Below are 24,923 nucleotides of genomic sequence, written 5' to 3' on the forward strand. Positions count from 1 at the left end.
ATGCTCCGAATCACTTAGAATTCAACACTACATCTTGTGTAAAAATATTTTAAGATTGTTGAATAAACTTAAATTGGAGCTTGTTTCCCTATATAATCTATAAACTATTTAAATATTCTAAAGCAGCATGTGCTGTTTTTTCACTATTTTTTATTACTTTATCCATTGTTTCATATCCTGTTGTTACAGTGCCACAAGCAAAAATTCCTTTTGCAGAAGTTTGCATACTTTTATCTACTATTATTTCGCCAAATTCTTTAGTTTTAATTCCAATTTTCTCTGCTATTAAAGATTCTGGCTTCATATATATAGATAATATTAATGTATCACAATCCACTAATTTTTCTGTGTCTTTTATTGGTTTTTTATTATCGTTAAGTTTAGTTATTTGAACGCTTTCTACTCGTCCTTTACCAATAACTTTCGTTACTCTTGTATTTGTCATTATGTTTATATTAAAATCTTTTATAAAAGTTTTAGCTTCTTTACTAACTGCTTTTATTTTATTAGTTGTTTCTATTATACCTTTTACATTTGCACCTTCTAAAATCAAGCTTCTTGCTGCAAATATAGCTGTATCTTCTGAACCTAATATAATAACATTTTTTCCTGGAAGTATTCCTTTATTATTAATTAATTTCAATGTTGAAACTGCACCAATTATTCCTGCACATCTATGACTTAGTATATTTTTATATCCTAATGGACGTTCTCTACAACCCATTGCTAATATAATTGCTTTGCTTTTAAAATTTAATATTCCTTCTGGACTTATAGCTATAATCTTATCACTTTTATCTATCTCTATAACATTTGTTAATGTTTTATAATCTATATTATATTCTTCTATCTTTGTTTGTAATAAATATATATATTCTGGAGCTGTTAATACCTCATCAGAATATTTATTTTTAAATCCACTATGAACACAACAATTTAAAATTCCCCCAAGTTCAAATTCTCTATCTAGAATTAAAATATTCTCTACACCATTTTCTTTTGCAGTTAATGCAGCAGTTATTCCACTAATGCCACCACCTACTACTATTAAATCGTATTCCCTCACAAAATCACCTCTATAATTATAAATAACTAAGTTACTATACAGTTATAATTTATACCTTATTAAATAAAATATTTTCATATAAATAAAACTATATTATTGAAGAATTGATAGTTATCCATTCCCAAACTTGGAGCTTGTTTCCCTATAGAATTTCAAACTTAAGATTAAATATATACATTAATTATAATATATATATTTAATCTCTTCCACTTAATAGGTTAAAGGATTTAATATTTAACAACTTAAATTTTTAAAATTCTAATATAGAAAATTTAATAAATATGTTTATATTAATGATTATTAAAGAAAACTTAAAAAATAGTAGCTTCAAATTCATAATTTGAAAGCTACTAATTCTTATAAAATAAAGTGTTAAACAAAATATATTTTTATTTTTTACTATTTTTTATTTGCGTCCATATTTCATCATAAAGTTTAGTTGATTCACCTACATCTTTTATTAACTCATTTTTTTCTACTGCCTCTCTTGGTGGATAGACAGCTATATCTTCAAGCTTTTCTTTTGACATAAGTTTTTGAGCTTCTTTATTAGGATTTGCATATGGAAACTCTTCTGAAACTTGTAAACTTACTTGTGGATCGTATATATAATTTATAAACTTTTCAGCCAATGCTTTATTTTTTGCTGTTTTAGGAACTACAAAGTTATCATATTGTGGAACAACACCTTCTTTTGTAAGTATTGTTTCTAAATTAGGATTTTCTAACTTAGCAAGATATGCTTCTGTTCCCCAAACATATCCTATTGAGGCTTCTCCATTTATTAATAGTGTTTTTGGTGATTCACTATCAAAAGCCTTTATATTTGGCATTAATTTTACTAAGTCTTGTTTCGCCTTTTCTAATTCTTGTGGATTTTTAGTGTTTATAGAGTAGCCATTTTTTTGAAGTGCCACTCCTATCATAACCCTTGGATCATCTAAAACTACCATAGAATTTTTAAACTGTGAATCCCACATATCTTCAAAAGATGTAATATCTTTATCTATTTTGCTTCTGTCCACAACTATATAATTTCCACCCCACATATATGGAAAACTATATTTATTGCCTGGATCAAAATCTAAATTCAATACATTGTTATCTATATTAGACATATTAGGTATATTACTTTTGTCTAATTCTTGTACTAAATTTTGTTTTATCATAACCTCAATTGCATAATCACTTGTTATTATTAAATCGTATGGAACATTTCCACCCATAAGCTTTGCAAGCATTTCTTCATTTGATGAAAATGTCATGTAATTTACGTTTACATTATATTCTCTTTCAAACTCTTCTACTACAGACTCAGGCAAAAATTCTGACCAGGTAAATATGTTTAAAGTTTCTTTTGGCGTAACTGTTTTACCTGAAAACATTGTAAAACCAGCTCCAAAAATTACTAGTACTATAGCAATAAATGTTATAACTTTCTTTATTTTTTTATTCTTTAATACATTTCTTCTAATACCTTCAGCAACTATAACTATAGTTAATGTAAATACCATCATTACAGTAGATAATGCATTTATTTCTGGTGTTACACCAAATTTAACCATAGAAAATATTTTTAATGGTAATGTATTACTTTCAGGACCTGCTGCAAAGAAACTTATTATTACATCATCTAAAGAAAGTGTAAATGCAAGTAATCCTCCTGCTATTATTCCTGGTGATATTATAGGTAAAGTTACTTTAGTTAATGTTTGCCAAGGCGTAGCACCTAAGTCTAATGCTGCTTCTTCTATAGAATTATCAAATCCTTCTAATCTTGCTCTTACAACAACTACTACGTATCCGATACAAAATGTTATATGAGATAATATTAGTGTTGTTAATCCTGCTTCTAAATTTAACATAGAGAAAAATACAAGCATTGATATTCCCATTACTATTTCAGGAATAACTACAGGAACATATAAAAGTCCCTCTATAGCCTTTTTGCCCTTAAACTTATATCTATACATTCCAATAGCAGCTAAAGTCCCTATTATAACAGCAAAAAAAGTACTTATGAATCCTATTATTAAACTGTTCTTTAGTGCCATTAATATCTGATCATTTGTAATTAACTTCTTATACCAGTCTAGTGTAAAACCTGTCCATGTAGCATTTAATTTTGAGCTATTAAAAGAAAATACTATAAGTACTACAATTGGTAAGTATAAGAACATATATATTAATGTAGTATATATTTTTGATATTATACTTATTTTGTTTTTCATTTATAAAACCTCCTTAGAGGCATTTTTACCTTTTGTTGCTTTAAAATATAGTCCTATTGCTATTAACATAAGTAATATTAATACTACTGCTATAGCTGCTCCAAAAGGCCAATCTCTAGATGTTAAAAACTGATTTTTTATCAAATTAGATATTAACATTGTTTTACTTCCACCCATCAAGTCAGAAATAAAGAAATATCCTAAAGTTGGTATAAACACTAGCATACATCCAGCTATTATTCCTGGTTTTGTAAGCGGTAATGTTACATCTTTAAAAGTTTTAACTGGTGATGCTCCTAAATCACTAGCTGCTTCTATATAACTCATATCTAATTTTTCAATTGATGTATATATAGGAAGTATCATAAAAGGTAACATAATATATACCATACCTAAAAGTACAGCTCCGTCAGTATATAACATTTGGATTGGTGATGATATCATTCCAATCCTTAGTAATAATGTATTTATTACCCCTTCTGTCCTTAAAAGTATTATCCATGCATAAGTACGAACTAATGAATTTGTCCAAAATGGTAATATTACTAAAAGTAATAATATAGACCTATACTTTTTTTTCGCTCTTCCAATAAAATATGCAAATGGATACCCTATAATTAAACATCCAACAGTTGTTAAAATTCCTATTAAAACTGTTTTCCAAAGTATTTGTAAATATATTGGCGATAACAGTCTTTTATAATTTTCTATTGTTAAAGGTAATTGAACTTCTCCGTATTCACCTCTTGATAGAAAACTAAACAAAAATACAATTGTAAGTGGCACAACAAAAAAAGTCACTAACCACAAAGTTACGGGTCCTACTGTAGCTAATAGTGATTTTAGTTTATTTCTATTTTTGTGAAGCTTATTAACTTCCTTTGTTTTCTTTAACATTATTGAACCACCACTGCATGTTTAGGATTCCATATAGCAAATATATGTGGTTTATTCTGCTCTTCTAATGAATAAACTTGACTTATAGGCTCTGCTACAATAAACTCTGTTCCATTTTCAGTTGTAACAACAGTTTTTATTACAGAACCATTATAAATTCTTTCTTTTACTTTTACTTTTATTCCGACCATTCCATTATCTATATTGTTAGAAAGTTTTATTCTTTCTGGTCTAATAGCTAAACAAATTTCCTCTGTAATAGAATTCTCAGTGTGTCCTATGAGAATATCTTCTCCAAATTTGTTATCTACAAGATATAATTCTTCGCCTCTTTCTAACACAGTTCCCTCAAATAAATTCGTTTCACCAATGAAGTTTGCCACAAATTTTGTTCTAGGTTTTTCATAAATTTCTGAAGGTGTTCCCACATGTTCTATAACACCATTGTTCATTACTACTATCCTATCTGACATTGTTAGCGCTTCTTCTTGGTCATGAGTAACATATATAAATGTTATTCCAAGTTTTCTTTGAAGCTGTTTTAATTCAAGCTGCATTTGTTTTCTTAACTTTAAATCTAAAGCTCCTAAAGGTTCATCTAAAAGTAATACTTTCGGATTATTTATTACCGCTCTTGCTATTGCAACCCTTTGTTTTTGACCTCCTGAAAGTTCGCTAGGCATCCTTTTTTCAAAGCCTTCAAGTTGAACCATTTTCAGCATTTCATGCACTTTTTCTTTCACTTCACTATCTTTTACATTTTTAACTCTTAGTCCAAATGCTATATTTTCATAAATGTTCATATGTGGAAATAGTGCATAACTTTGAAAAACTGTATTTACACATCTCTTATATGGTGGTACTTTTGAAATTTCCTCTCCGTCTATAAAAATCTCACCTTTTGTAGGATTTTCAAATCCTGCTATCATTCTTAGTGTAGTAGTTTTGCCACAGCCACTAGGTCCTAGAACAGTTAGAAATTCACCCTTTCTTATATTTAAGGAGATATTATCCACTGCCAAAAAATCGCTTTCTAAAAATCCTTTGCTTATTCCTTTTAATTGAACCATTACATCAATCAAGAAAATCACCCCTGCTTTCTAATATTTTTCATTTATATATTTTTTAAGGAATATACCGGAAATAACACTTTTTCCTTAATATACCTAATTCTTAACAAAATAAAAATCCCTTGCATTTTTATTGCAGGGGATATTAGTACTCATAACTTATTCAGCATTAGCTAATATAAATTGATTATGAACTAATTTATAAATTTAGAATAAATTCTAAAGTGTTAACCTAACATAATTAACCCCTTCTCGTATCTATTTTTAATAATTGGTTTATTGTTTTGCAACAATTTTTCCATATTAGTAAATATACCTATTATAAAAAATAAAACTTACTTGTAAAATTAAAATTTACTTGTAAAATTTAAACTTAAATTTATTTAAAATCCATAGTCTTAGTTATATATAGCATATGTAATATATTTAGTTTTAAGACATTTTTGATTTTTAAAATAAATATTGTTTTATCTGACTCCTTTTAGTCTACAATTTAAATTCTATGTCTAAATCTGTACGTAGAATTTAAATAAACCATATAACATTTAAATGCCATTAAATATTAATAAAAATCATTACTTTTGATTATAGCAAAAGCGAAAATAAAATTCTACATTTATTTTCTTTTTGTTATATTTTTTTTGCATAAAAAATCAGTAGTAAAAACTACTGATTTTAATATATTAAATTTGCAATTATTTTTTGTATAACAAACATAATTATATTTTTAAATTACCTTTACCAATTTCTATTAAAGCAGAATTTAAAACTTCTGGAAACTTACTAAGATTTTGTATAACTTCAAACACTTTATCTTTTCCATATACATCATGTATTACTCCCCATAAATCATTTCCTAATGAATAATTTCTTGAATGTTTAAGTTTAGGTAATTCTAATTTGTTTTGCTCTGACGTATACAGTGAAAACCAATATTGTGAAATACATTCATTTATATCAATTTCATTTTTTTAATTTTATCTAACTGGCTTTTAAATTCATCAAAAATACTATTAAAATTACTATTTAAATAATTCCATGTAACTTTATCTAAACCAATATTTTTAGTTTCATTTCCATAAATTCCCTTTGTTAAAATTTCCTCTCCATTATTACAATATTTAACAGCTAATCCTTCAAAAGCTAAAAATAAAAATAATATTTCTTCATTTGGTAAATTTTCTTCTATTCCTAATTTATCAACAAACATATTAAATCCAACATGATGTATTTCATGAGCAATAATATGTTTAATATTTTCTAAATCAAAATTTTTTAAATATTGAATTATATCAAAATGAGAACAATTGTTATAAAACCATCCACCAGAATTACCTAATCCTACAGAAAAAATAAAATCTAAACTTTCAAATTTTACGCTTTCTGGTAAACCTTTAAATGTATACTCTAATGCTTCTAAAACATATTTCTCATCCAAATCATATATTTTTTCTAACTGTGATTCATAAAAATCTAAGTTATCAAAAAAGTATTTTAAATCTTCATATCTTAATTTTAATCTTTCATTTTTAATTTCTTTAAAATTTAATTTAAAAAAATTCATAAAAAAATCTATATATTCTTCTTTTGTAAATCCACCACGAGGTCCACCTATATTATTATACCTATCAAATTCTACCTTATAATCTTCATGCTCTAATAAATTTTCTAACTCTACTCTATCTAATTTCGAAGCCTTATGTTTTTTACATATGTCAATCATTTTAGGAATTGTTTTGTACCTTATGCTAATTTTCATATAACCCCCCCATATTTGTGAATAAAATTTACTACCAGTATTATAACATATCTAATTTATAAGAATTTAATCTACTTTTACTATTAATTTTAATTTTTAGTAAATAAAAAAAATCAGTAGTAAAAACTACTGATTTTTATGGCAGGGGCACGAGGACTTGAACCCGGAACCAACGGTTTTGGAGACCGCTACTCTACCAATTGAGCTATACCCCTATATTAATTAGCACATTTGTTATATTAACATTTTGTATAGATTATGTCAATATTAAGTAAATTTATTTTTGTATAGAATAAAACTCCCTTTTGTATTATTATAGTTTTAGATAAGAAATATAAATTTAAATATAAATTGGTATAAATATTAAGTTTTACATACAAAATAGTTTTAAGTAGCTATATGTACATTTAATTCAAATTAATATTTCTTATAATTTCAACTTTAATTACATTGATGATATAATTGTAATCAACTTTAATTATAATTAAAGTTTTTAATATTCGAAAAAATTTAAAGGTGGGTTGATTTTGAACAAATTTAAAGATTTAAAAGAAAAATTTAATGCTAATCTTTATATATTATTGCTTATTTTATGTGCATACATAGGCGTTAAAATTATAGATAATTATTATATATTGTTTAACTTATATGATTTATTATTAGGCATACTTTGGCCATTTATATTGGCTGCAATAATTGCTTATGTGCTTAATCCTATAATGAAAGTCTTTGAGAATAAACTTAATTTATCACGAGGACTAAGTTTACTTTCTACTTTGATTCTTGTAACCCTTGTTTTAGTACTTTGTGCAATTTACCTAATTCCAGGAATAGTTTCTAATATTACAACTCTTATTAACTCTATACCTGAGATGGTTAGAGTTTCAGAAAAATGGTTTAATAATGCTATAAATAGTGAACTCACAATGGAAATTGCAAATAAAATTAATATATTAGAAAACCTTGGTAATTGGTCTACAACTTTCTTTAATACAGCTTTAGCATCATTAGTAACTGTTACTTTATCTATAGTTAATTGGGTATTTGCATTGATTATAGCTGTTTATTATTTATTTTATAAAGAAACATTTGTTAAGTCTTCAAGAAAATGGTTGTTTATAATTTTTAGAGAAAGATTAGGCAAAAAACTTTTAGAATTTTTCCACGCTGTGAATTATATGTTAGGTACTTATTTATGGGTCAGAGCAGTAGAATCTACTATAGTTGGAATAGCTTGTTTTATAGGTCTTATATTTATAAAATCTCAATATATAGTTTTAATTTCAGTGGTATTTGGTATAACTAATATGGTACCTTACTTTGGACCTTTTGTTGGTATAGTGTTTGGTGTAGTACTAAACATATTCTTCAATCCAATGACTGCTTTAATAGTTTTAATTTGGCTGTTTGTGTTACAACAAATTGATGGAAATTGGCTTGGACCTAAAATGTCATCTAATAGTATTGGTATAAACCCTGTAGCTTGTTTACTTGCACTTAGTGTTGGTGGAAAGCTTTATGGAATGATAGGTATGCTTATAGCTATTCCTATAGCCGGAGCTTTAAAAATTTATTATGAACGATATTTAAATAAATATACCAGTAAAAACCCTAAGTTAGTTGACGCCATTGATAATTATAAAGTTGATATTAGTCATATAAAAGTTAAAAAAAGTTCTAGCATTAAATCTTCTTCAAATAGAAAAGATGACAATTCTAGTAATTAATTTAAAGATAACAGATTAAGATATATATTTTAATCTGTTATTTTTGTATAAGCTTGAAATTTTATTTTATAGATTTTTTAAAAACTTCTGTGTATTCTTTATAATCTCATTGTATATAAAGTCTATTATTTTACTTTTTAAATTTTTTTACAATGTATAAACCTATAGCTGTAGAAATTAAATTTTCTTTATTGTTTATACTAAATAAAAAAGAGATTTAAAAATAAATTATTTTTAAATCTCTTTTTTATTACATTACTTTGCTATAAAGTTCTTCTTTTCTTATCATAGCCCAAAGTTCAACATTTATATAACTTTTTTCTTTGTAGTTATAATAATGTTCTTTAAGCATTCCTTCTTCTTTAAAGCCTAATGATTCTACTAATTTAATAGATGGATCATTGTTAATATCTATGATTGCTACAACTTTATGCATATATAGTTCTTTAAATGCAAATTTTAAAACCCTTTTTATACATTCAGTAGCTATCTTGTTTCTCCAGTATTTTTTTAATATGGTATATCCTATTTCACATCTATTAGAATACAAATCTAAATTATATATTCCTATTTCTCCTATAAATTTATAATGAAGTTTATCAATGATTACCCAATGTATACCTTTTTTATTGTTATAATCATTTATTAAATGCTCCAAATATAATTTTATTTGTTTTTTTAAATCAAAAATTTCAGTTCCTGAGTATTTCATAACTTCATCATCTGATAATAAACTCTCATAATCTTTTTCATAGGCCTTATCACATTTTAGCAATAGAAATCTTTCAGTTTCCATAGTTGGAAATATTGAAAAACACCTTTCTCTAAAGTCCTTATAGTCTATCAAATTGTCAGGCATAACACTTCCCCCTCGCCTATACTAAATGATTAATTCTGTATTCTAATCAGCGGTAAACTTTATGTATTATATGTTATAAACTTTATTTATGTACTACAAAAAAACGCTTACATCATAAATTTTGTATAATTTTTTCTATATTTATATTATATCAAATTTTCTGATTTTTTAAACTAACTTTTTGTAAACTTTATTATATTATGTGTAGTTTTATACTATATAATTAGTTTTAATATACTTTTTATTTACCTATGATTATTAAATTTAATATATTTTGGTATATTATATAGGGTGCACGTTATAGCTTTAATTTATACACTTAAAAATTTTATTAATATAAAAATTTAATTAACTAGTTGTATATATATCTATCTATTGAGATAATTGGTTTATTCTAATATAATTGATCATAAAATTATTAGTATTAAAACTATAGAAAGGATTGATATTATGACTTTAAGTACATTTTTTATAAAGGATAAAAAAGATAAAAATATTCATATTTATAAATGGGACTGTGATGTTTCTTCTCCTAAAGGAATAGTTCAAATTTCTCATGGTATGGCAGAACATGGACTTAGATATAATAATTTTGCTAAGTTTTTAAATGATAATGGATTTATTGTTTATGCAAATGACCATCGTGGCCATGGTAAAACTAGTCCTAATAGTTTAGGTTATATGGGGAAAGGTGATGCTTTTCAGTTAATGGTAGATAATTTAAAGGATGTAACTAATTTAATAAAAAAAGAAAATCCTAATCTTCCTATATTTCTTTTTGGCCATAGTATGGGTTCTTTTTTATCTCTTAGATATTCTGAGATTTTCGGAAAAGAATTGAATGGCTTAATCTTGTGTGGAAGTAATGGGAATCAAAAACTATTATTTTCTTTTGCAGAAAAATTAGCTAAACATCAAATGAAAAAACATGGTGAGAAAACCCCTGCTAAATTTATGGATAAGTTAAGTTTTGGTAATTTTAATAATAAATTTAAACCTATAAGAACAAATTTTGATTGGCTTACTAGAAATAAAGAAGAAGTTGATAAATATATAGATGACCCTTTATGTGGAGCCATACATTCCAACTCATATTTTTATTACTTATTAAAGGGATTAAAACATAATCATAAAAGTGATAATTTATCTATGATTCCTAAATCTTTACCTATATTACTTATAAGTGGAAGTGATGATCCTGTTGGGCTTATGGGAAAGGGTGTTGAAAAATTACAAAAGAGTTTAATAAATCATGGGATAAATTCTGTAGATATGATTTTATATCCTGGTGCAAGACATGAGCTTTTAAATGAAATAAATAAAGATGATGTTCATTCGGATGTACTAAAATTTTTAAATGCTATCTTATAGAATTATAACTTTAAAATTTTTAAAATGAAGTAAGTGACTAATGTTTTATAGTTAAATTTTATTTATTTTTCTCCATAAAAAAAATCAGTAGCTTTGCTACTGATTTCATGGCAGGGGCACGAGGACTTGAACCCGGAACCAACGGTTTTGGAGACCGCTACTCTACCAATTGAGCTATACCCCTATAACAATAAATATTTTAGCATAATATTTATTGTTTTGTCAATATACTTTCAAAATAAAATCATACCTAAAATTTAGGTATGATTTTGTTTAAACTATAAAATTTTAAACCCAGCTGACTTAACCTTTGATAATATCTCATCAAAATTATCTGTTTTTAGTCTTACTACAATTTCTTTAACTTCTGTTTTGCTCTTAGGGTCAACTACTACAAAACTCATTATGTCACCTTTGTTTTCTGTTATTATTTTAGATAATTTTGATATTTGACCTGGAATGTCATGAGCTATTACAGCTAAACGATTACCCTTATTTAAACCAAACAATTCTGTGAATTGATGAAATATTCCATAATGAGTTACTATGCCTTTAAATACTTCTCTATTGTCTACTACCGCTAAAAAAGAAACATTTTTTGTTTCTAAAAAATATGCTGCTTCTTCAACTTGTTCCAATGGTTTTATAACTGGAACATCAGTTCTCATTACATTTTCCACTAAAAAATCTGATAAAAGACATTCTCTTTCTACACTTTTTTCATAATAATAAGTATAGATTTTCTCTTTTGATATGACACCTAGAAATTTATCCCCTTCTGCTACTGGAATTGATAGAAATCCGTGTTTTTCCATAAGTTCCAACGCTTCACCTATAGTCATTTTAGGTAAAGCCGTTATTAACTTATCTCTGGTTAACATCAAGTTACTTACAAACATTTTTTTCCTCCCTATCACTATTTTATTTTTAGTTTTTATAAGGCTTCAAAATCTTATTTTATAGGTTTTGAATACCCCTAAAGTGAATACTCACTCGTAAATAGCTTAAGTGTAACAGTATGTTTAGACAAAAGCTTTTTCATTTCAAAAATAAATTTGAATGCGAGCTTGTTTCACTATAAGAATGCAAATTTTCTAATTATTTTAGTTAAGAGTTATGGTAATTATTACTCACTATAATCCTAATAATACTAAACATATTTTTTATTTTTAAGTTAGTTGAAACCATGTATAATGGATAGTTATGGTAATTTTCGTAATCAATTATATTTTCTTAATATTCTTTCATTAATTATTGTATAAAATACTACCTTATAGTTTAAATTTATATTAATAACACTTTTTAATAGTACCTTCATATTTCTAGTATTATTTTTTATATTTTATCCAAAATATTATATATTATTTAATTATACATTATTTTCTAAATTATATAAATATTAAGTGTTTATTGTTGTTTTAAATTTATCGCTCTATTTAGCTTATGTTAATCAGCCTAAAATCTTTACTAAAATATATATTTAAATAAACTTATTCTGTAACATTTTTACTTTATTACTTTATAAATATAATATATACAAATTTTATATATTGTAAAAATAACAAAAAATTAAGAGTTTGTGTATTTTCTTTTCTTTTTATTATTTTTGGGCTAAAATATTATATGAGGTGAACGTAATGGAATTTATCGTTAATACTGTAGAAGAAACTCAAAAACTCGGTATTCAAATTGGCAAGCTTTGCAATAGTGGGGACATTATTTGCCTTATTGGTGATTTAGGAACTGGAAAGACTCATTTAACTAAAGGAATTGCCCTAGGTCTTGAAATAAATGAAAGTATAACTAGTCCCACCTTTAACATTGTTAACGAATATGACGATGGAAGATTAAAATTTTATCATTTCGATGTTTATAGAGTAAACGATCCTGATGAAATAGCTGCTATTGGCTTTGATGAGTATATATTTGGAGATGGCGTTAGTGTTATAGAATGGGCTAACTACATTGAAGAATTAATTCCTCAAGACAACTTAACTATATTACTTGAAAAAGTACCTCAATTAGGATCTTCATTTAGAAAAGTAACTATTAGATATCAAGGTAAAAGATATGATTATATAAAGGAGTTAACACTATGATAATTCTTAGCTTAGATTGTGCAACAGAATGCGCTACAGCAGCATTACTAAAAAATGATGCAATAATTGGTGAAATTAATATTAATAATAAGAAACAGCATTCATCAATTCTTATGCCGATGATTGATCAACTTTTTAAAAACACAAATTTAACATTAAATGATGTTGATGGATTTGTTGTTTCTAAAGGACCTGGATCATTTACTGGTCTTAGAGTTGGAATGTCTACAATAAAAGGATTAGCACAAGCTTTAAATAAACCTTTTGTATCTGTTTCAACTTTAGATGGACTTGCAAATAATTTATATTTTGCTGATGGACTTATATGTCCTATAATGGATGCGTTACGTGGCAACGTATATACTGCTCTTTATAATTTTGAAAATAATAATCTAAAGGCTTTGACAGAGCCAATGATTTTATCTATAGAAGATCTTATACAAAAGATTAAAGAGAAAAATAAAAAAGTTTATTTTATAGGTGATGGAACTTTTAAATATCAAAATCAATTATTAAGTTCTATTTCAAATTGTTATATTGCACCATGTCATTTAAATGTTGCAAAAGCTTCTTCTTTAGGTGAGGTAGGATTAAACCTTCTTAATAAAGGAATAACCGATGATATATATACTTCAGCACCGCTTTATTTAAGACTTTCTCAAGCTGAACGTGAATATGAGGAGCGCATGAAAAACAATGGATAATTTATCAGTTGAAAATATTAATGAAAATAATATTTTTGGTATAGAAGAAATTTCTAAATTAAGTTTTCATAGCCCTTGGAGTTTAGAATCTATAAAAAAAGAACTTTCTAACACCTATGCTAATTATGTAGTTTTAAAACTACAGGATAAACATATAGGTTTTGCAGGTGCATGGGTTATTTTTGATGAAGCCCATATAACTAATATAGCTATTCATCCTAACTATAGAGGTTTAGGTTATAGCCATATTATTATGGATGCACTTTTAGAAAAATGTAAAAATGCTGGAGCCAATTCTATGACTTTAGAAGTCCGTGCTTCAAATATTGCCGCACAAAAATTATATGAAGGATATGGCTTTAAAGTTGAAGGAATTAGGAAAAATTATTATGATAATCCTAAAGAAGACGGCTATATAATGTGGAAATATGATATATAATAATTTTATAATATTATAAAAAGCAGATTGATTAGATTTTCAATCTGCTTTTATATCTATAATTAAACTTTTTTAGGTCCTCCAAGCATTGGTTCTACCTTAAACAATGTAACAGATAACCTTTTATATAATAAAAATGTTGTAAATGAAACTATTATTGCTTTTACTCCATTAAAAGGTATTAATCCAAATACTATATAATTAATTAATTCTTTTCCTGCCATATGCATTCCAAAAGCCGGTAATAATATATACATATTTACTAGTATAGCAACTACTTCTATAGATAAAAATCCTAATATCATTCCTATAATAGCAGTTTTTTTGCTTTTCTTTCGGTGATAAACAATTGATGCTGGTAATACTAATGAAATTCCTACTAAAAAGTTTGCTAATTCACCAACTAAACCTGTTGCTGTTCCTTTAAACAATATTATTAAAATATTTTTAAATAATTCTATTATTACTCCAATTAAAGGACCAAAAGCAAACGCACCCATAAGCGCTGGAACATCACTTAAATCCATTCTTAACCATGGGAATGCAGGTATCACCGGAATTTCCACATACATAAGTATAAATGCGATAGCAGATAGTAATGAAATTTTAATCATTTTGTTCAATCTTTTTTGGTTATTCATATTAAAATACCTCCTACTATACACTTCTAGGAATTAATATAGCATAAAAAACCCTAACATAAATGTTAGGGCGACATAACCATACTTATAGTAACGCATATATTAATCTTCTTTCATCCAGACTGTACTGTCGGCTTCGGAATTTAACCGAATCATGCCATAAGGCTCGCGGGCTTTACCGCCGGTGGGGAATTGCGCCCCGCCCTGAAGAGTATTAAATTGTTTATTTCTTTAAATTAATTATATATTAATTTTTCAAAAAAAACAATATAATGTTGTTTACTCAACAAAAACTCTAATAGTTCCAGATATTTGATTGTATCGTGCAGATTTTTTTATAAGATTTTCTATATACTCAGGAAAATTTTTATTTACTTCAGTGCTAAATGCTTCTTTTAAAAATGCTATACACTCATAGCATATTCTAATATCCCTGCCACCTTCTAAATATAAATGTTCTAAAGCACTTTCATAACTTATTTCTCTGCATTCATTGTTTTTAGCCATATTTACTATGTCATTAGCATCTTCTGCTGATTGCAGTTTTAATAATATTTCTTTATTCTCATCATCATTTAAATTGTACATCTTTAACTGAGATTCAATAAAGTCTTTAAACCCTTCAAGTAAAATATCTTCTTTTAATGTATATAATATGACTTTACTGGATTCTTTTTTTCATAAAAAGCTAAATCAACTTTTTTATCTAAATCCATTTGTATTTTGTTTAAGTCTATATTATGTATTTCTAAATCTGGCTTACATATGATTATATTATGGCAAATTCCAGCAAATAAGTACTTTTCCATATTATCTCTCTCCCAATAAAAATATAATAACTGTATAAATCTAAAATTTATTTGTTTTTTACTAATAAATTATTTTTTAAACTTAATTTATAAAATCTAATATTTTTTTAAAACATTATAAAAATACAGCTATTTAATGCAAAAATCAATAATTAAATTCTGTTTTATTTCTGCATTTTATATCATTTTTAGACATTCTTCTTTATTTTACCCTACTTCCCTCAATATTAATCAATGTTTTATTTTGTTGCATATATTTTATTTTTAATTATATTTATAATTTTCATATAATTATTGAAAGATATAAATTAATTTATACCTTAATCAATTAAAATTTCTTATAAATAAAATAAAAATAGACATATTTATATGCCTATCTTTAAATTTGAAATTAGCTTTTTTTCATAGAAAGTGAAATTCTTTTTCTTTTCTCATCTACTTCCAAAATACTAACTTCTACAATGTCTCCTACTTTTACAACATCTAATGGATGCTTTACAAACTTATCACTTAATTGACTTATATGAACTAATCCATCTTGATGAACACCTATATCTACAAAAGCACCAAAATCTGATACATTCCTAACTGTTCCCATTAAAAGCATTCCTGGTTTTAAATCGCTCATTTCTACTATACCACTTTTAAATATAGGTTTTGGTAGTTCTTCTCTTGGATCTCTTCCTGGTTTCTTTATTTCTTTTATTATATCTTGTAATGTTGGAACTCCAACTCCTATTTCCTCTGCTAATTTAACTTCACCTAAGTCTTTTACTTTAGAGTCTATATCTAATAAATTACCTTTTTTTATATCTTCCTTAGAGTAATTTAATATATCTAAAAGTTTTTTACATGCATTATAACTTTCAGGGTGGACTGAAGTATTGTCTAATGGTTCATTGCTTTCCATAACCCTTAAAAACCCTGCACATTGTTCAAAAGCTTTAGCTCCTAACCTTTTTACTTTTAAGAGTTCTTTTCTAGTTGTAAATTTACCATTTTCCTCTCTATATAAAACTATATTTTTAGCTATAGTTCCATTAATTCCTGATATATATGATAATAATGATGGTGTAGCTACATTTAAATCTACTCCTACATTATTTACACAATCTTCTACTACTCCTTTTAATGACTCATCCAACTTTTTAGGAGTAACATCATGTTGATATTGGCCTACCCCTATTGATTTAGGATCTATTTTAACAAGTTCAGCTAAAGGGTCTTGTAATCTTCTTCCTATAGATATAGCACCTCTAACAGTTACATCTAAATCTGGATATTCTTCTGTTGCAAGCTTGGATGCTGAGTAAACCGAAGCTCCTGCTTCTGAAACTACAACATAATATATATCTTTTCCTATTTCTGATTTAACAGCCTTTATTACTTCTGCTAAAACTTCTTCTGATTCTCTACTAGCTGTTCCATTACCTAAAGAAATAACATCTACATCATGTTTTATGCATAAGTTCTTTAATGTATTTATAGATTCTTTAACCTTTTCTTTGCTACCTGCTGTAGCAAAAACTGCTGTATTTTCTAAAAACTTTCCTGTTTCGTCTAATATGGCAATTTTGCAACCAGTTCTAAACCCTGGGTCAAACCCCATTACAGTTTTACCTTTTATAGGTGATATCATTAACAATGCCTTTAGGTTTGCTTTAAATATATCAATAGCACCTACTTCTCCTTTATCTGTTAAATCTCCTCTTATTTCTCTTTCTATTGATGGATAAATTAATCTTTTTAAACTATCTTCTACAGATTTTTCTATATACGAATCTGTTCTGCTATTTCCCTTCAATGTTTTATTTTTCAAATAAGCAATTATTTTATCTACATCGCAAGTAATTTTAACTGAAAGAATTTTTTCTTTTTCGCCTCTATTTATAGCTAAAATTCTATGAGATGGTATTTTCTTAACCTCTTCCTTATAATCATAATACATCTCGTATGGTGTAGGTTCTTTTGACTCACCTTTAGTTTCTATATAACCTTCTTTGAAAACTAATGTTCTTATATACTTTCTGTATTCTGCTTCATCAGATATTTTTTCACTTATAATATCCATTGCACCTTGGAATGCTTCGTCAATAGATTTTACTCCTTTTTCTTCATTTAAGAACTGTGATGCATATTCATTTATATCACTATTGAAACTTCCATCAAATAGTACTTCTGCTAGTGGTGTTAATCCTTTCTCTACCGCTATTGTTGCCCTTGTTCTTTTTTTAGGTTTATAAGGTCTATATATGTCTTCTATTTCTGTTAAAGTTGTAGCTTTTTCAAGAGATGTCTTAATTTCTTCTGTAAGTTTTCCTTGTTCATCTATAAGTCTTATAACATCTGTTTTTCTATCTTCAAGGTTTCTAAGATAAGTTAATCTCTCAGAAAAATTTCTTAAAACTATATCATCAATTCCACCAGTTCTTTCTTTTCTATATCTAGCTATAAAAGGCACTGTATTTCCTTCATCTAACATTTCAATTACATTATTTACTTGTTCCTTTGAAAGTGCAAATTCTTTCATTAATCTATTTTTTATATTATCCATTTTATCCTCCTATAAATAGTAGATTACAAATTAAATTTTATGTTTAATTTAACTTTTCAACTTGTTATTCCATATCATATTTACATTTTTAACGCATATTATTTTATTATGAAATTGTTTCCTTAAGTTTCCATAATAATTCTACCATAAAATCCTTTGCAAATTAAATAATTTTATATTTTTAAGGAGATTGTTATGTCAGTGATTTTTAAAAACAAAAAAATATGTTACTTATAAGTTTGACTGTTATATCAATATTTATAACAGCATTATCAATTACATTCTATTTTAAGATAAATAATTTTTCTTCTAAGCGAGTTGTAGAGCATATAAATTATCTTGCAAGTGACACATTAAAAGGACGACTTTGTGGAACTACAGAAAATAAATTAGCAGAAACCTATATATTAGATAATTTTAAAAATTTAGGTCTACTACCTTATAAAGATTCTTATACTGAAAGTTTTTCTATTCAATATCCTAAAAAATTAAATTTTAATCCTGAACTAAACATTATAGATTCTAATAGTAAAAATATAATAGAAAGTTTTAATTATGGTGTAGATTATAAAGATGATGGAACTAATTTTAGAATAAATGATATTACCTTTTCATCATCAGATGTAGCTCAAAAGACTGATTCCTATTTACTTGTTAAACATAAAGAGGATTATGTTCTCTTTTATGCTATAAATGATGAATCCTTTTCTTTTAGAAGTTCTTTTTTAAGTAATTTTAATTATGGTCTATCCATTTATATGACTAAAGACGGTTTAAACAAATTAATTACAGCTATTGAGAATGGTAGTATTGTTAACGCTAAAATTCCATTTTCTAATTCAGATACCACTGTAAATAATGTTCTTGGTTGTATTAAAGGAAAAAATTCTTCTATAGATCCTATAGTAATTTCTTGTCATTTTGACCATGTTGGAACAGATTCTATTGGAAATGTATATTATGGAGCTTTAGACAATGCTTCTGGTTCTTCTTTTGTATTAGAGCTTGCCAATTACATAAAATCTTTGGGAACACCTTCTAGAGATATTATTTTCGCAGCTTTTAATGGAGAAGAGTTTGGATGTGTAGGTTCTACTTACTTTTTTAATAACAATAAAAATCAATTAAAAAATAGTACTGTATATAATTTTGATATGATTGGAAGTTTTGATGGTATCCCTTTATGTGTAATGGGTGGTAAAGAAGATACTAAAGATACTACCTTAATCCATGGTTTGTCTCAAATTCTTGAAGATAAAAATGTGTATTTCAATTATATCTTTGAAGATTCTAGTGATCATATGATTTTTAGGAAAAATGATGTTAGTGCAGTAACATTTATAGATAATGATTTATCTAGGATTCATACACCAAATGATAAAGTAGAGTTTATTAATAAAAAAGCTATTGACAGAGCCTTTTCTGTTATTTCAAAAGAACTTTGTGGTAATTATTTTAGTAATCCTTTTATTAAATATAATACTATAATTTTCATATCATCTTTGTGTACTTCTACTACTTTAATTACTATTTTTGTTTTAAAAAATAAAAATAAAAAAGTATGCTAATTTGCATACTTTTTTTAATTATAAAGTTTTTAAATACTCTGTAATAAATTCTTCTATATTACCATCCATAACAGAATCCACATTGGCAGTTTCCGTTCCTGTTCTATGGTCTTTAACTAGACTATATGGATGAAATACGTAGGATCTTATCTGACTGCCCCAACCATTATCTTTTATTTCACCAGCTAAATCCTCTATTTTTTCTTTATGTGCCTGTTCTTTTAAATCAACTAATTTTGATTTTAACATTTTAAGAGCATAGTCCTTATTGGTATGCTGACTTCTCTCACTTTGGCATTGAACAACTATGCCAGTTGGTATATGAGTTATTCTTATAGCCGATTCTGTTTTATTTACATGCTGACCACCAGCGCCACTAGCCCTAAATGTATCAATTTTCAAGTCATCAGATTTTATATCTATATCTTGACTTTCTGTAAGTTCTGGTAATACTTCACAGCCAGCAAAAGATGTTTGTCTTTTGCCATTTGCATTAAAAGGAGATATTCTTACTAATCTATGAACTCCTTTTTCTGCTTTTAAATAACCATAGGCATATTCACCAGTTACTTTTAATGTTACACCTTTTATCCCAGCTTCATCTGCTGGTATATAATCTATCACTTCTATTTTAAAGCCTTTACTCTCACAATATCTTGTATACATCCTATAAAGCATTTCAGTCCAATCTTGTGCATCATTTCCTCCAGCACCAGTATGAAGGGTTACTATAGCATTATTTCTATCGTATTCTCCGTTTAAAAGAGTTTCTACTTTTAAATCATCAATTATAACTCTAAGCTCTTTTAATTCTTTTTTTATCTCTTTATAAGATTCATCATTTTCTTCCTCTAAACTCAACTCTGTTAAAATTTCTAAATCCTCTACTCTTAAATTAAGTGATTTGAATTTTTCTATTTTATCATTTATATTTTTAGATTGTTGAGTAATTTCTTGAGCCTTATTTACATCATCCCAAAATGTTGGCTCCTGCATTTTCATTTCTAATTCACTAAGTTTTAATTTTAAATTAGCAAGGTCAAAGTGAAACACTCAATTCTTGTAAATCTTTTTTTAAAACATTTATTTCATTTGATATTTCTTCTAAATGTAATAACAACTTTTTCACTTCTTTCATCAATTTATTGGTATAAGGCATAATTAAATATAGGGTTTTAAATTAAATTTTAAACTTATATCAAATAATAAAACTCAAATTAATATTTTATTAATAAATAACAGATTATTTTAGTTAAGAGTTAATAGTGAATAGTTAACAGTTGATGTATAAATTTAAGTTCTAGCTTGTTTCCCTATATTTCTACCATATTTAATCTATTATTTTTTATATGCCTAAGGCATGTTAAAAGAACAACTTAAAATCTATTTCTGATTAATTACCTTCTCTTACCATGCCTTAATTTTAAAATTATTTTATTTTCCTCTACCACAACAATTTTTATATTTTGCTCCTGATCCACATGGACATGGATCATTTCTTTGAGGTTCTACTTTTTTTCTTACAGGTTGTTTTGCTAATGATTCATCAGCATTTGTTGCTGTTTCTTTAGCCACCTTTTCTCTTTCTGGAGCTTTTTCAATTCTTACATGGAATAGATATTTAACAGTTTCTACTTTTATAACTTCGATCATTTCATCAAACATATCACTACCTTCCATTTGATATGCTTGTGCTGGATCCTGTTGTTTATACGCTCTTAAACCTATACCTTGTTTTAGATGTTCCATATTATCTATATGATCCATCCATTTAGAGTCAACAACTTTTAAAAGAATAACTCTTTCTATCTCTCTCATTTGCTCATTGCCAAAAGTTTCTTCTTTCTCTGTATATATTTTAGTTGCGTACTCTAAATAAGCCTTAATTATTTCATCATTAGATTCTTTTTCTAATTGTTCAAAAGTAAATTGTCCTTTTTCAACAAACAGTTCTTCCATATAGCTTATAAGAGTTTTAAGTTCCTCATCAAAAGTATCTTCTACTCCACTTATATGAGAATTTACAGCTTGAGTTATTACATCCTCAATCATAGATTGTATTTGTTCTTTTAAATCTTCACCTGTTAAAACACGCTCTCTTTGAGAGTATATAATTTCTCTTTGTTTGTTCATAACATCGTCATATTTAACAACATTTTTTCTTATATCAAAGTTATTTCCTTCAACTTTCTTTTGAGCACTTTCTATTGCATTACTAACCATTTTACTTTCTATTGCATCCTCATCTGTTAATCCTAATTTCTCAACTACTGATGCTAATCTTTCTGATCCAAATATTCTCATTAAATCATCTTCTAATGAGATATAGAATCTTGATTCACCTGGGTCACCTTGACGACCAGCACGACCTCTTAATTGGTTATCTATACGTCTAGATTCATGTCTTTCTGTACCAATTATTTTTAATCCACCAAGTTCTATTACGCCTTCACCTAATTTTATATCAGTACCACGACCAGCCATATTTGTTGCTATTGTAACCATTCCACTTTGACCTGCTTGAGCAACTATTTCTGCTTCCTTTTCATGATATTTAGCATTTAATACTTGATGTTTTACACCTTTTTTCTTAAGCATATGTGATAATACTTCTGAATTTTCGATACTTACAGTACCAACAAGCACAGGCTGACCTTTTTTGTTAGTTTCTGCTATATCTTCTACTATTGCTTTATATTTTCCAAGGACAGTTTTATAAACTGAGTCTGGTCTATCTATTCTTTTAATTGGTTTATTTGTTGGTATTACTATAACGTCTAAACCATAAATTTCTCTAAATTCGCCTTCTTCTGTTAATGCAGTACCTGTCATACCAGCTAATTTTTTATACATTCTAAAGTAGTTTTGGAATGTTATTGTAGCTAAAGTTTTTGATTCTTTTTCTACTTTTACTCCTTCTTTAGCTTCTATAGCTTGGTGAAGTCCATCACTATATCTTCTACCTTCCATAAGTCTTCCTGTAAAACTGTCAACTATTACAACTTCTCCATCTTTAACTATATAATCTTTCTCATTTTTCATCATATAGTTAGCTTTTAACGCTTGAACAACGTGATGTTGAATTGCCATATTATCTTGGTCTGCATAGTTTTCTAAATGGAAGTACTTCTCTGCTTTTTCCACACCTTCATCAGTTAAAATAACAGAGTTAGCTTTTTCATCTCTTTCATAATCTTCTTCTTCTTTTAGTGATTTTACAAAGAAGTCTGCAACTTTATAAAATTCAGTTGATTTCTCTCCTTCACCAGATATAATAAGTGGTGTTCTAGCCTCATCTATTAATATTGAGTCAACCTCATCCACTATAACATAGTTTAATCCTCTTTGAACTTTTTCTTCTTTGTATATAACCATGTTATCTCTTAGGTAATCAAATCCAAATTCATTGTTTGTACCATAAGTTATATCTGCACCATATTGTTCTTGTTTTTCAGTCTGACTTTGGCCATGTATTATAACACCTACTGTTAATCCTAAGAATTCATGAACCTTACCCATTTCATCTCTATCTCTTTTTGCTAGGTAATCATTAACTGTAATTACATGAACTCCTTTTCCTGTTAAAGCATTTAAGTAAGATGGTAATGTAGCTACTAATGTCTTACCTTCTCCTGTTCTCATCTCTGAAATTCTACCTTGATGAAGTACAATTCCACCTATTAATTGAACATCATAATGTCTAAGTCCAAGAACTCTTTTAGATGCTTCTCTTACAACTGCACCAGCCTCTGGTAATAAGTCGTCTAATGTTTCCCCATCTTTTAATCTCATCTTAAATTCTTCTGTTTTATGTTTTAGTTCTTCATCTGACAATGCTGAAATTGTTGGTTCCAAATCATTTATTTTTTTACGATTGGCATTATACGTTTTATTTCCCTCTCACTGTAAGATCCAAAAATTTTATTAAAAAGTTTCATACCTTTTTCCTCACTCTTTCATCCATTAAATTTTGTACCTGTAGGTAATTAAATATTTACTACTATCTTTTTATATATCATTGGAATTTTTCTTTCTAAATTTACGCATTATATTGTTTCTCAATTTCACCTTTGTTTAAAAAATAAGTATAAAATTTCACTTTAAAATTATACCACTTATTTTTTATTCATTCAACTTAAGCACTGATATTTTCACTCTTTGAAATGTATTTATAGTTAATGATTCTCATAAAAAAAATGATGCGAAAAATCGCATCATTTTTATATTTAAATTAATTAAAATTCTTGCTCTATTAAACCGTAATTACCATCTTTTCTTTTATATAAAACATTTGCCATTGATGTGTGACTGTTAGTAAATACAAAGAAGTCATGACCTAAAAGTTCCATTTGTAAAATAGCTTCTTCTGTTGACATTGGCTTTATTGCAAATTTCTTAGTTTTTACTATTTTAGGTTCCTCATCCTCATATTTGTAGTCATCAATATTATTAAAATTTAAATCCACATTTTGTTTTCTCTTTTGTAATTTAGTTTTTTGCTTTCTTATTTGACTTTCCAATTTATCTAAAACTAAATCTATAGCAGCATACATATCTTCATGCTTTTCCTCTGCTCTTAGCCTTACTCCATTGAACGGTATAGTAACTTCTATCTTACATCTATTCTTTTCAACACTTAAGGTTGCATTTGCATTTACTTCTTCAGAGAAATATTTATCTAATTTAGATAATTTCTTATCTACTACATCTCTTAAAGCACTTGTAAGTTCTATGTTTTTTCCCATTGATTTAACATTCATATACTACAACCCCTTTCTCGAGCCAAAAGCATTATGCTTATTTATTAAATTTATTAAATTTATTTTGTATTTATATTTTAATATTATTTTTTTAATTTATCAAATGAATTTTTTTGAAAATTTAGACACCATTATAATCATTCACTTTTTCCCACATTATTTTTTGTCTTTACTATATTGTTTAGTATATGCTATTTTCTTGTTGTTATGATATAATTAGAGTAATTGAGTTATTTTATATTTATGAAATTTATCAAATTAATTGTTTATTTGGTTATATATACATTTTTTTATTAACAAACAAAGAAAAGCTAATTGCAACTTACGTTACAATTAGCTTTATTTGCATAAATTGGCTGACCTGGTCTT

19 protein-coding genes, 2 tRNA genes, 1 pseudogene and 1 riboswitch are annotated in these 24,923 nt (G+C 26.6%); of the genes and pseudogenes, 6 read left to right on the forward strand and 16 right to left on the reverse strand.

What is annotated here, in order from left to right:
• Window positions 1-97 precede the first annotated feature (97 nt).
• The 6 genes from CSGHG_RS20170 to CSGHG_RS07195 all read right to left on the reverse strand — a co-directional run bounded on the left by CSGHG_RS20170 (window position 98) and on the right by CSGHG_RS07195 (window position 7,238).
• A complete protein-coding gene (locus tag CSGHG_RS20170; protein ID WP_010293743.1) occupies window positions 98-1,066 on the reverse strand; it encodes an NAD(P)/FAD-dependent oxidoreductase in 969 nt (322 codons plus the stop codon).
• A gap of 389 nt (window positions 1,067-1,455) precedes the next feature.
• Entirely contained in the window at window positions 1,456-3,297 is a 1,842-nt protein-coding gene (locus tag CSGHG_RS07170; protein WP_010293744.1) for an extracellular solute-binding protein, read from the reverse strand.
• A complete protein-coding gene (locus CSGHG_RS07175) occupies window positions 3,298-4,194 on the reverse strand; it encodes an ABC transporter permease (RefSeq protein WP_010293745.1) in 897 nt (298 codons plus the stop codon). It lies immediately after the preceding gene.
• Window positions 4,194-5,276, reverse strand: coding sequence for an ABC transporter ATP-binding protein (locus CSGHG_RS07180; RefSeq protein WP_010293746.1), 1,083 nt, complete (start codon window positions 5,274-5,276; stop codon window positions 4,194-4,196). Before CSGHG_RS07180 ends, CSGHG_RS07175 begins: the two co-directional genes overlap by 1 nt.
• Window positions 5,277-6,216: 940 nt before the next feature.
• The gene (locus CSGHG_RS07190) at window positions 6,217-7,023 is read right to left on the reverse strand and encodes a DUF5700 domain-containing putative Zn-dependent protease (protein ID WP_010293747.1); all 807 of its coding nucleotides are present in this window, start codon (window positions 7,021-7,023) and stop codon (window positions 6,217-6,219) included.
• Between the two features lie 139 nt (window positions 7,024-7,162).
• Window positions 7,163-7,238: transfer RNA gene (locus CSGHG_RS07195), tRNA-Trp, on the reverse strand.
• 312 nt (window positions 7,239-7,550) lie between these two features.
• On the opposite strand from CSGHG_RS07195, the gene CSGHG_RS07200 reads away from it, so the two are divergent.
• A complete protein-coding gene (locus tag CSGHG_RS07200) occupies window positions 7,551-8,750 on the forward strand; it encodes an AI-2E family transporter (RefSeq protein WP_010293749.1) in 1,200 nt (399 codons plus the stop codon).
• 250 nt (window positions 8,751-9,000) lie between these two features.
• On the opposite strand, the gene CSGHG_RS07205 is transcribed toward CSGHG_RS07200, so the two are convergent.
• Window positions 9,001-9,609 (reverse strand): GNAT family N-acetyltransferase, encoded by a 609-nt coding sequence (locus CSGHG_RS07205; protein ID WP_010293750.1) that lies wholly within the window; start codon window positions 9,607-9,609, stop codon window positions 9,001-9,003.
• Window positions 9,610-10,059: 450 nt separating this feature from the next.
• On the opposite strand from CSGHG_RS07205, the gene CSGHG_RS07210 reads away from it, so the two are divergent.
• Entirely contained in the window at window positions 10,060-10,980 is a 921-nt protein-coding gene (locus CSGHG_RS07210) for an alpha/beta hydrolase (RefSeq protein ID WP_010293751.1), read from the forward strand.
• A 108-nt stretch (window positions 10,981-11,088) separates the two neighbouring features.
• Here the strand turns inward: CSGHG_RS07210 and CSGHG_RS07215 are convergent.
• Together CSGHG_RS07215 and CSGHG_RS07220 are read right to left on the reverse strand one after the other, a co-directional pair.
• Window positions 11,089-11,164: transfer RNA gene (locus tag CSGHG_RS07215), tRNA-Trp, on the reverse strand.
• A gap of 94 nt (window positions 11,165-11,258) precedes the next feature.
• Window positions 11,259-11,879, reverse strand: a complete 621-nt coding sequence (locus tag CSGHG_RS07220; protein ID WP_010293752.1) for a CBS domain-containing protein — start codon at window positions 11,877-11,879, stop codon at window positions 11,259-11,261.
• A gap of 738 nt (window positions 11,880-12,617) precedes the next feature.
• On the opposite strand from CSGHG_RS07220, the gene tsaE reads away from it, so the two are divergent.
• Genes tsaE through rimI form a run of 3 tightly spaced genes read left to right on the forward strand, consistent with a single transcriptional unit; the run spans window position 12,618 to window position 14,222 of the window.
• On the forward strand, window positions 12,618-13,079 hold the full coding sequence (tsaE, locus tag CSGHG_RS07225) for a tRNA (adenosine(37)-N6)-threonylcarbamoyltransferase complex ATPase subunit type 1 TsaE (RefSeq protein ID WP_010293753.1): 462 nt from the start codon (window positions 12,618-12,620) through the stop codon (window positions 13,077-13,079).
• On the forward strand, window positions 13,076-13,783 hold the full coding sequence (gene tsaB / locus CSGHG_RS07230) for a tRNA (adenosine(37)-N6)-threonylcarbamoyltransferase complex dimerization subunit type 1 TsaB (protein ID WP_010293754.1): 708 nt from the start codon (window positions 13,076-13,078) through the stop codon (window positions 13,781-13,783). The genes tsaE and tsaB overlap by 4 nt, the downstream gene beginning before the upstream one ends.
• Window positions 13,776-14,222 (forward strand): ribosomal protein S18-alanine N-acetyltransferase, encoded by a 447-nt coding sequence (gene rimI / locus CSGHG_RS07235; protein WP_010293756.1) that lies wholly within the window; start codon window positions 13,776-13,778, stop codon window positions 14,220-14,222. Before tsaB ends, rimI begins: the two co-directional genes overlap by 8 nt.
• 62 nt (window positions 14,223-14,284) lie before the next feature.
• On the opposite strand, the gene CSGHG_RS07240 is transcribed toward rimI, so the two are convergent.
• The 4 genes from CSGHG_RS07240 to CSGHG_RS07255 all read right to left on the reverse strand — a co-directional run bounded on the left by CSGHG_RS07240 (window position 14,285) and on the right by CSGHG_RS07255 (window position 18,226).
• Window positions 14,285-14,863, reverse strand: a complete 579-nt coding sequence (locus tag CSGHG_RS07240; RefSeq protein ID WP_010293757.1) for an ECF transporter S component — start codon at window positions 14,861-14,863, stop codon at window positions 14,285-14,287.
• Between the two features lie 101 nt (window positions 14,864-14,964).
• Window positions 14,965-15,079, reverse strand: a riboswitch (FMN riboswitch).
• 63 nt (window positions 15,080-15,142) lie between these two features.
• On the reverse strand, window positions 15,143-15,451 hold the full coding sequence (locus CSGHG_RS07245) for a hypothetical protein (RefSeq protein ID WP_010293758.1): 309 nt from the start codon (window positions 15,449-15,451) through the stop codon (window positions 15,143-15,145).
• A gap of 53 nt (window positions 15,452-15,504) precedes the next feature.
• Window positions 15,505-15,672 (reverse strand): hypothetical protein, encoded by a 168-nt coding sequence (locus CSGHG_RS23120; protein WP_155844741.1) that lies wholly within the window; start codon window positions 15,670-15,672, stop codon window positions 15,505-15,507.
• Between the two features lie 391 nt (window positions 15,673-16,063).
• Window positions 16,064-18,226, reverse strand: coding sequence for a Tex family protein (locus tag CSGHG_RS07255; protein ID WP_010293760.1), 2,163 nt, complete (start codon window positions 18,224-18,226; stop codon window positions 16,064-16,066).
• 224 nt (window positions 18,227-18,450) lie between these two features.
• Between CSGHG_RS07255 and CSGHG_RS07260 the strand changes: the two genes are divergently transcribed.
• Window positions 18,451-19,794: a M28 family metallopeptidase gene (locus CSGHG_RS07260; RefSeq protein ID WP_010293761.1), complete on the forward strand. Its 1,344-nt coding sequence runs from the start codon at window positions 18,451-18,453 to the stop codon at window positions 19,792-19,794.
• An 18-nt stretch (window positions 19,795-19,812) separates the two neighbouring features.
• On the opposite strand, the gene prfB is transcribed toward CSGHG_RS07260, so the two are convergent.
• The 3 genes and pseudogenes from prfB to hpf form a co-directional block, all read right to left on the reverse strand.
• Window positions 19,813-20,914 (reverse strand): peptide chain release factor 2 gene (prfB, locus tag CSGHG_RS07265; RefSeq protein ID WP_187117215.1). Its coding sequence is split into 2 segments (ribosomal slippage): window positions 19,813-20,835 and window positions 20,837-20,914, totalling 1,101 coding nucleotides; the frame shifts between segments, so codons are not numbered across the junction.
• A 314-nt stretch (window positions 20,915-21,228) separates the two neighbouring features.
• Window positions 21,229-23,732, reverse strand: a pseudogene (secA, locus tag CSGHG_RS20175) (preprotein translocase subunit SecA).
• A 297-nt stretch (window positions 23,733-24,029) separates the two neighbouring features.
• Complete coding sequence (gene hpf / locus CSGHG_RS07280) at window positions 24,030-24,554, reverse strand: ribosome hibernation-promoting factor, HPF/YfiA family (protein WP_010293764.1); 525 nt, start codon at window positions 24,552-24,554, stop codon at window positions 24,030-24,032.
• Window positions 24,555-24,923: the final 369 nt, after the last annotated feature.

Source organism: Clostridium senegalense JC122, from assembly GCF_000285575.1.
In the GTDB taxonomy this organism is placed as follows: domain Bacteria; phylum Bacillota; class Clostridia; order Clostridiales; family Clostridiaceae; genus Clostridium_J; species Clostridium_J senegalense.

Excerpts from the sequence above, each read along its gene's own strand:
- CSGHG_RS07170 (WP_010293744.1), bottom strand. The coding sequence starts at position 3,297 with ATGAAAAACAAAATAAGTATAATATCAAAAATATATACTACATTAATA.
- CSGHG_RS07175 (WP_010293745.1), bottom strand. The coding sequence starts at position 4,194 with ATGTTAAAGAAAACAAAGGAAGTTAATAAGCTTCACAAAAATAGAAAT.
- CSGHG_RS07190 (WP_010293747.1), bottom strand. The coding sequence starts at position 7,023 with ATGAAAATTAGCATAAGGTACAAAACAATTCCTAAAATGATTGACATA.
- CSGHG_RS07205 (WP_010293750.1), bottom strand. The coding sequence starts at position 9,609 with ATGCCTGACAATTTGATAGACTATAAGGACTTTAGAGAAAGGTGTTTT.
- CSGHG_RS07210 (WP_010293751.1), top strand. The coding sequence starts at position 10,060 with ATGACTTTAAGTACATTTTTTATAAAGGATAAAAAAGATAAAAATATT.
- CSGHG_RS07220 (WP_010293752.1), bottom strand. The coding sequence starts at position 11,879 with ATGTTTGTAAGTAACTTGATGTTAACCAGAGATAAGTTAATAACGGCT.
- tsaE (WP_010293753.1), top strand. The coding sequence starts at position 12,618 with ATGGAATTTATCGTTAATACTGTAGAAGAAACTCAAAAACTCGGTATT.
- tsaB (WP_010293754.1), top strand. The coding sequence starts at position 13,076 with ATGATAATTCTTAGCTTAGATTGTGCAACAGAATGCGCTACAGCAGCA.
- rimI (WP_010293756.1), top strand. The coding sequence starts at position 13,776 with ATGGATAATTTATCAGTTGAAAATATTAATGAAAATAATATTTTTGGT.
- CSGHG_RS07240 (WP_010293757.1), bottom strand. The coding sequence starts at position 14,863 with ATGAATAACCAAAAAAGATTGAACAAAATGATTAAAATTTCATTACTA.
- CSGHG_RS07245 (WP_010293758.1), bottom strand. The coding sequence starts at position 15,451 with ATGTACAATTTAAATGATGATGAGAATAAAGAAATATTATTAAAACTG.
- CSGHG_RS23120 (WP_155844741.1), bottom strand. The coding sequence starts at position 15,672 with ATGGAAAAGTACTTATTTGCTGGAATTTGCCATAATATAATCATATGT.
- CSGHG_RS07255 (WP_010293760.1), bottom strand. The coding sequence starts at position 18,226 with ATGGATAATATAAAAAATAGATTAATGAAAGAATTTGCACTTTCAAAG.
- CSGHG_RS07260 (WP_010293761.1), top strand. The coding sequence starts at position 18,451 with ATGTTACTTATAAGTTTGACTGTTATATCAATATTTATAACAGCATTA.
- hpf (WP_010293764.1), bottom strand. The coding sequence starts at position 24,554 with ATGAATGTTAAATCAATGGGAAAAAACATAGAACTTACAAGTGCTTTA.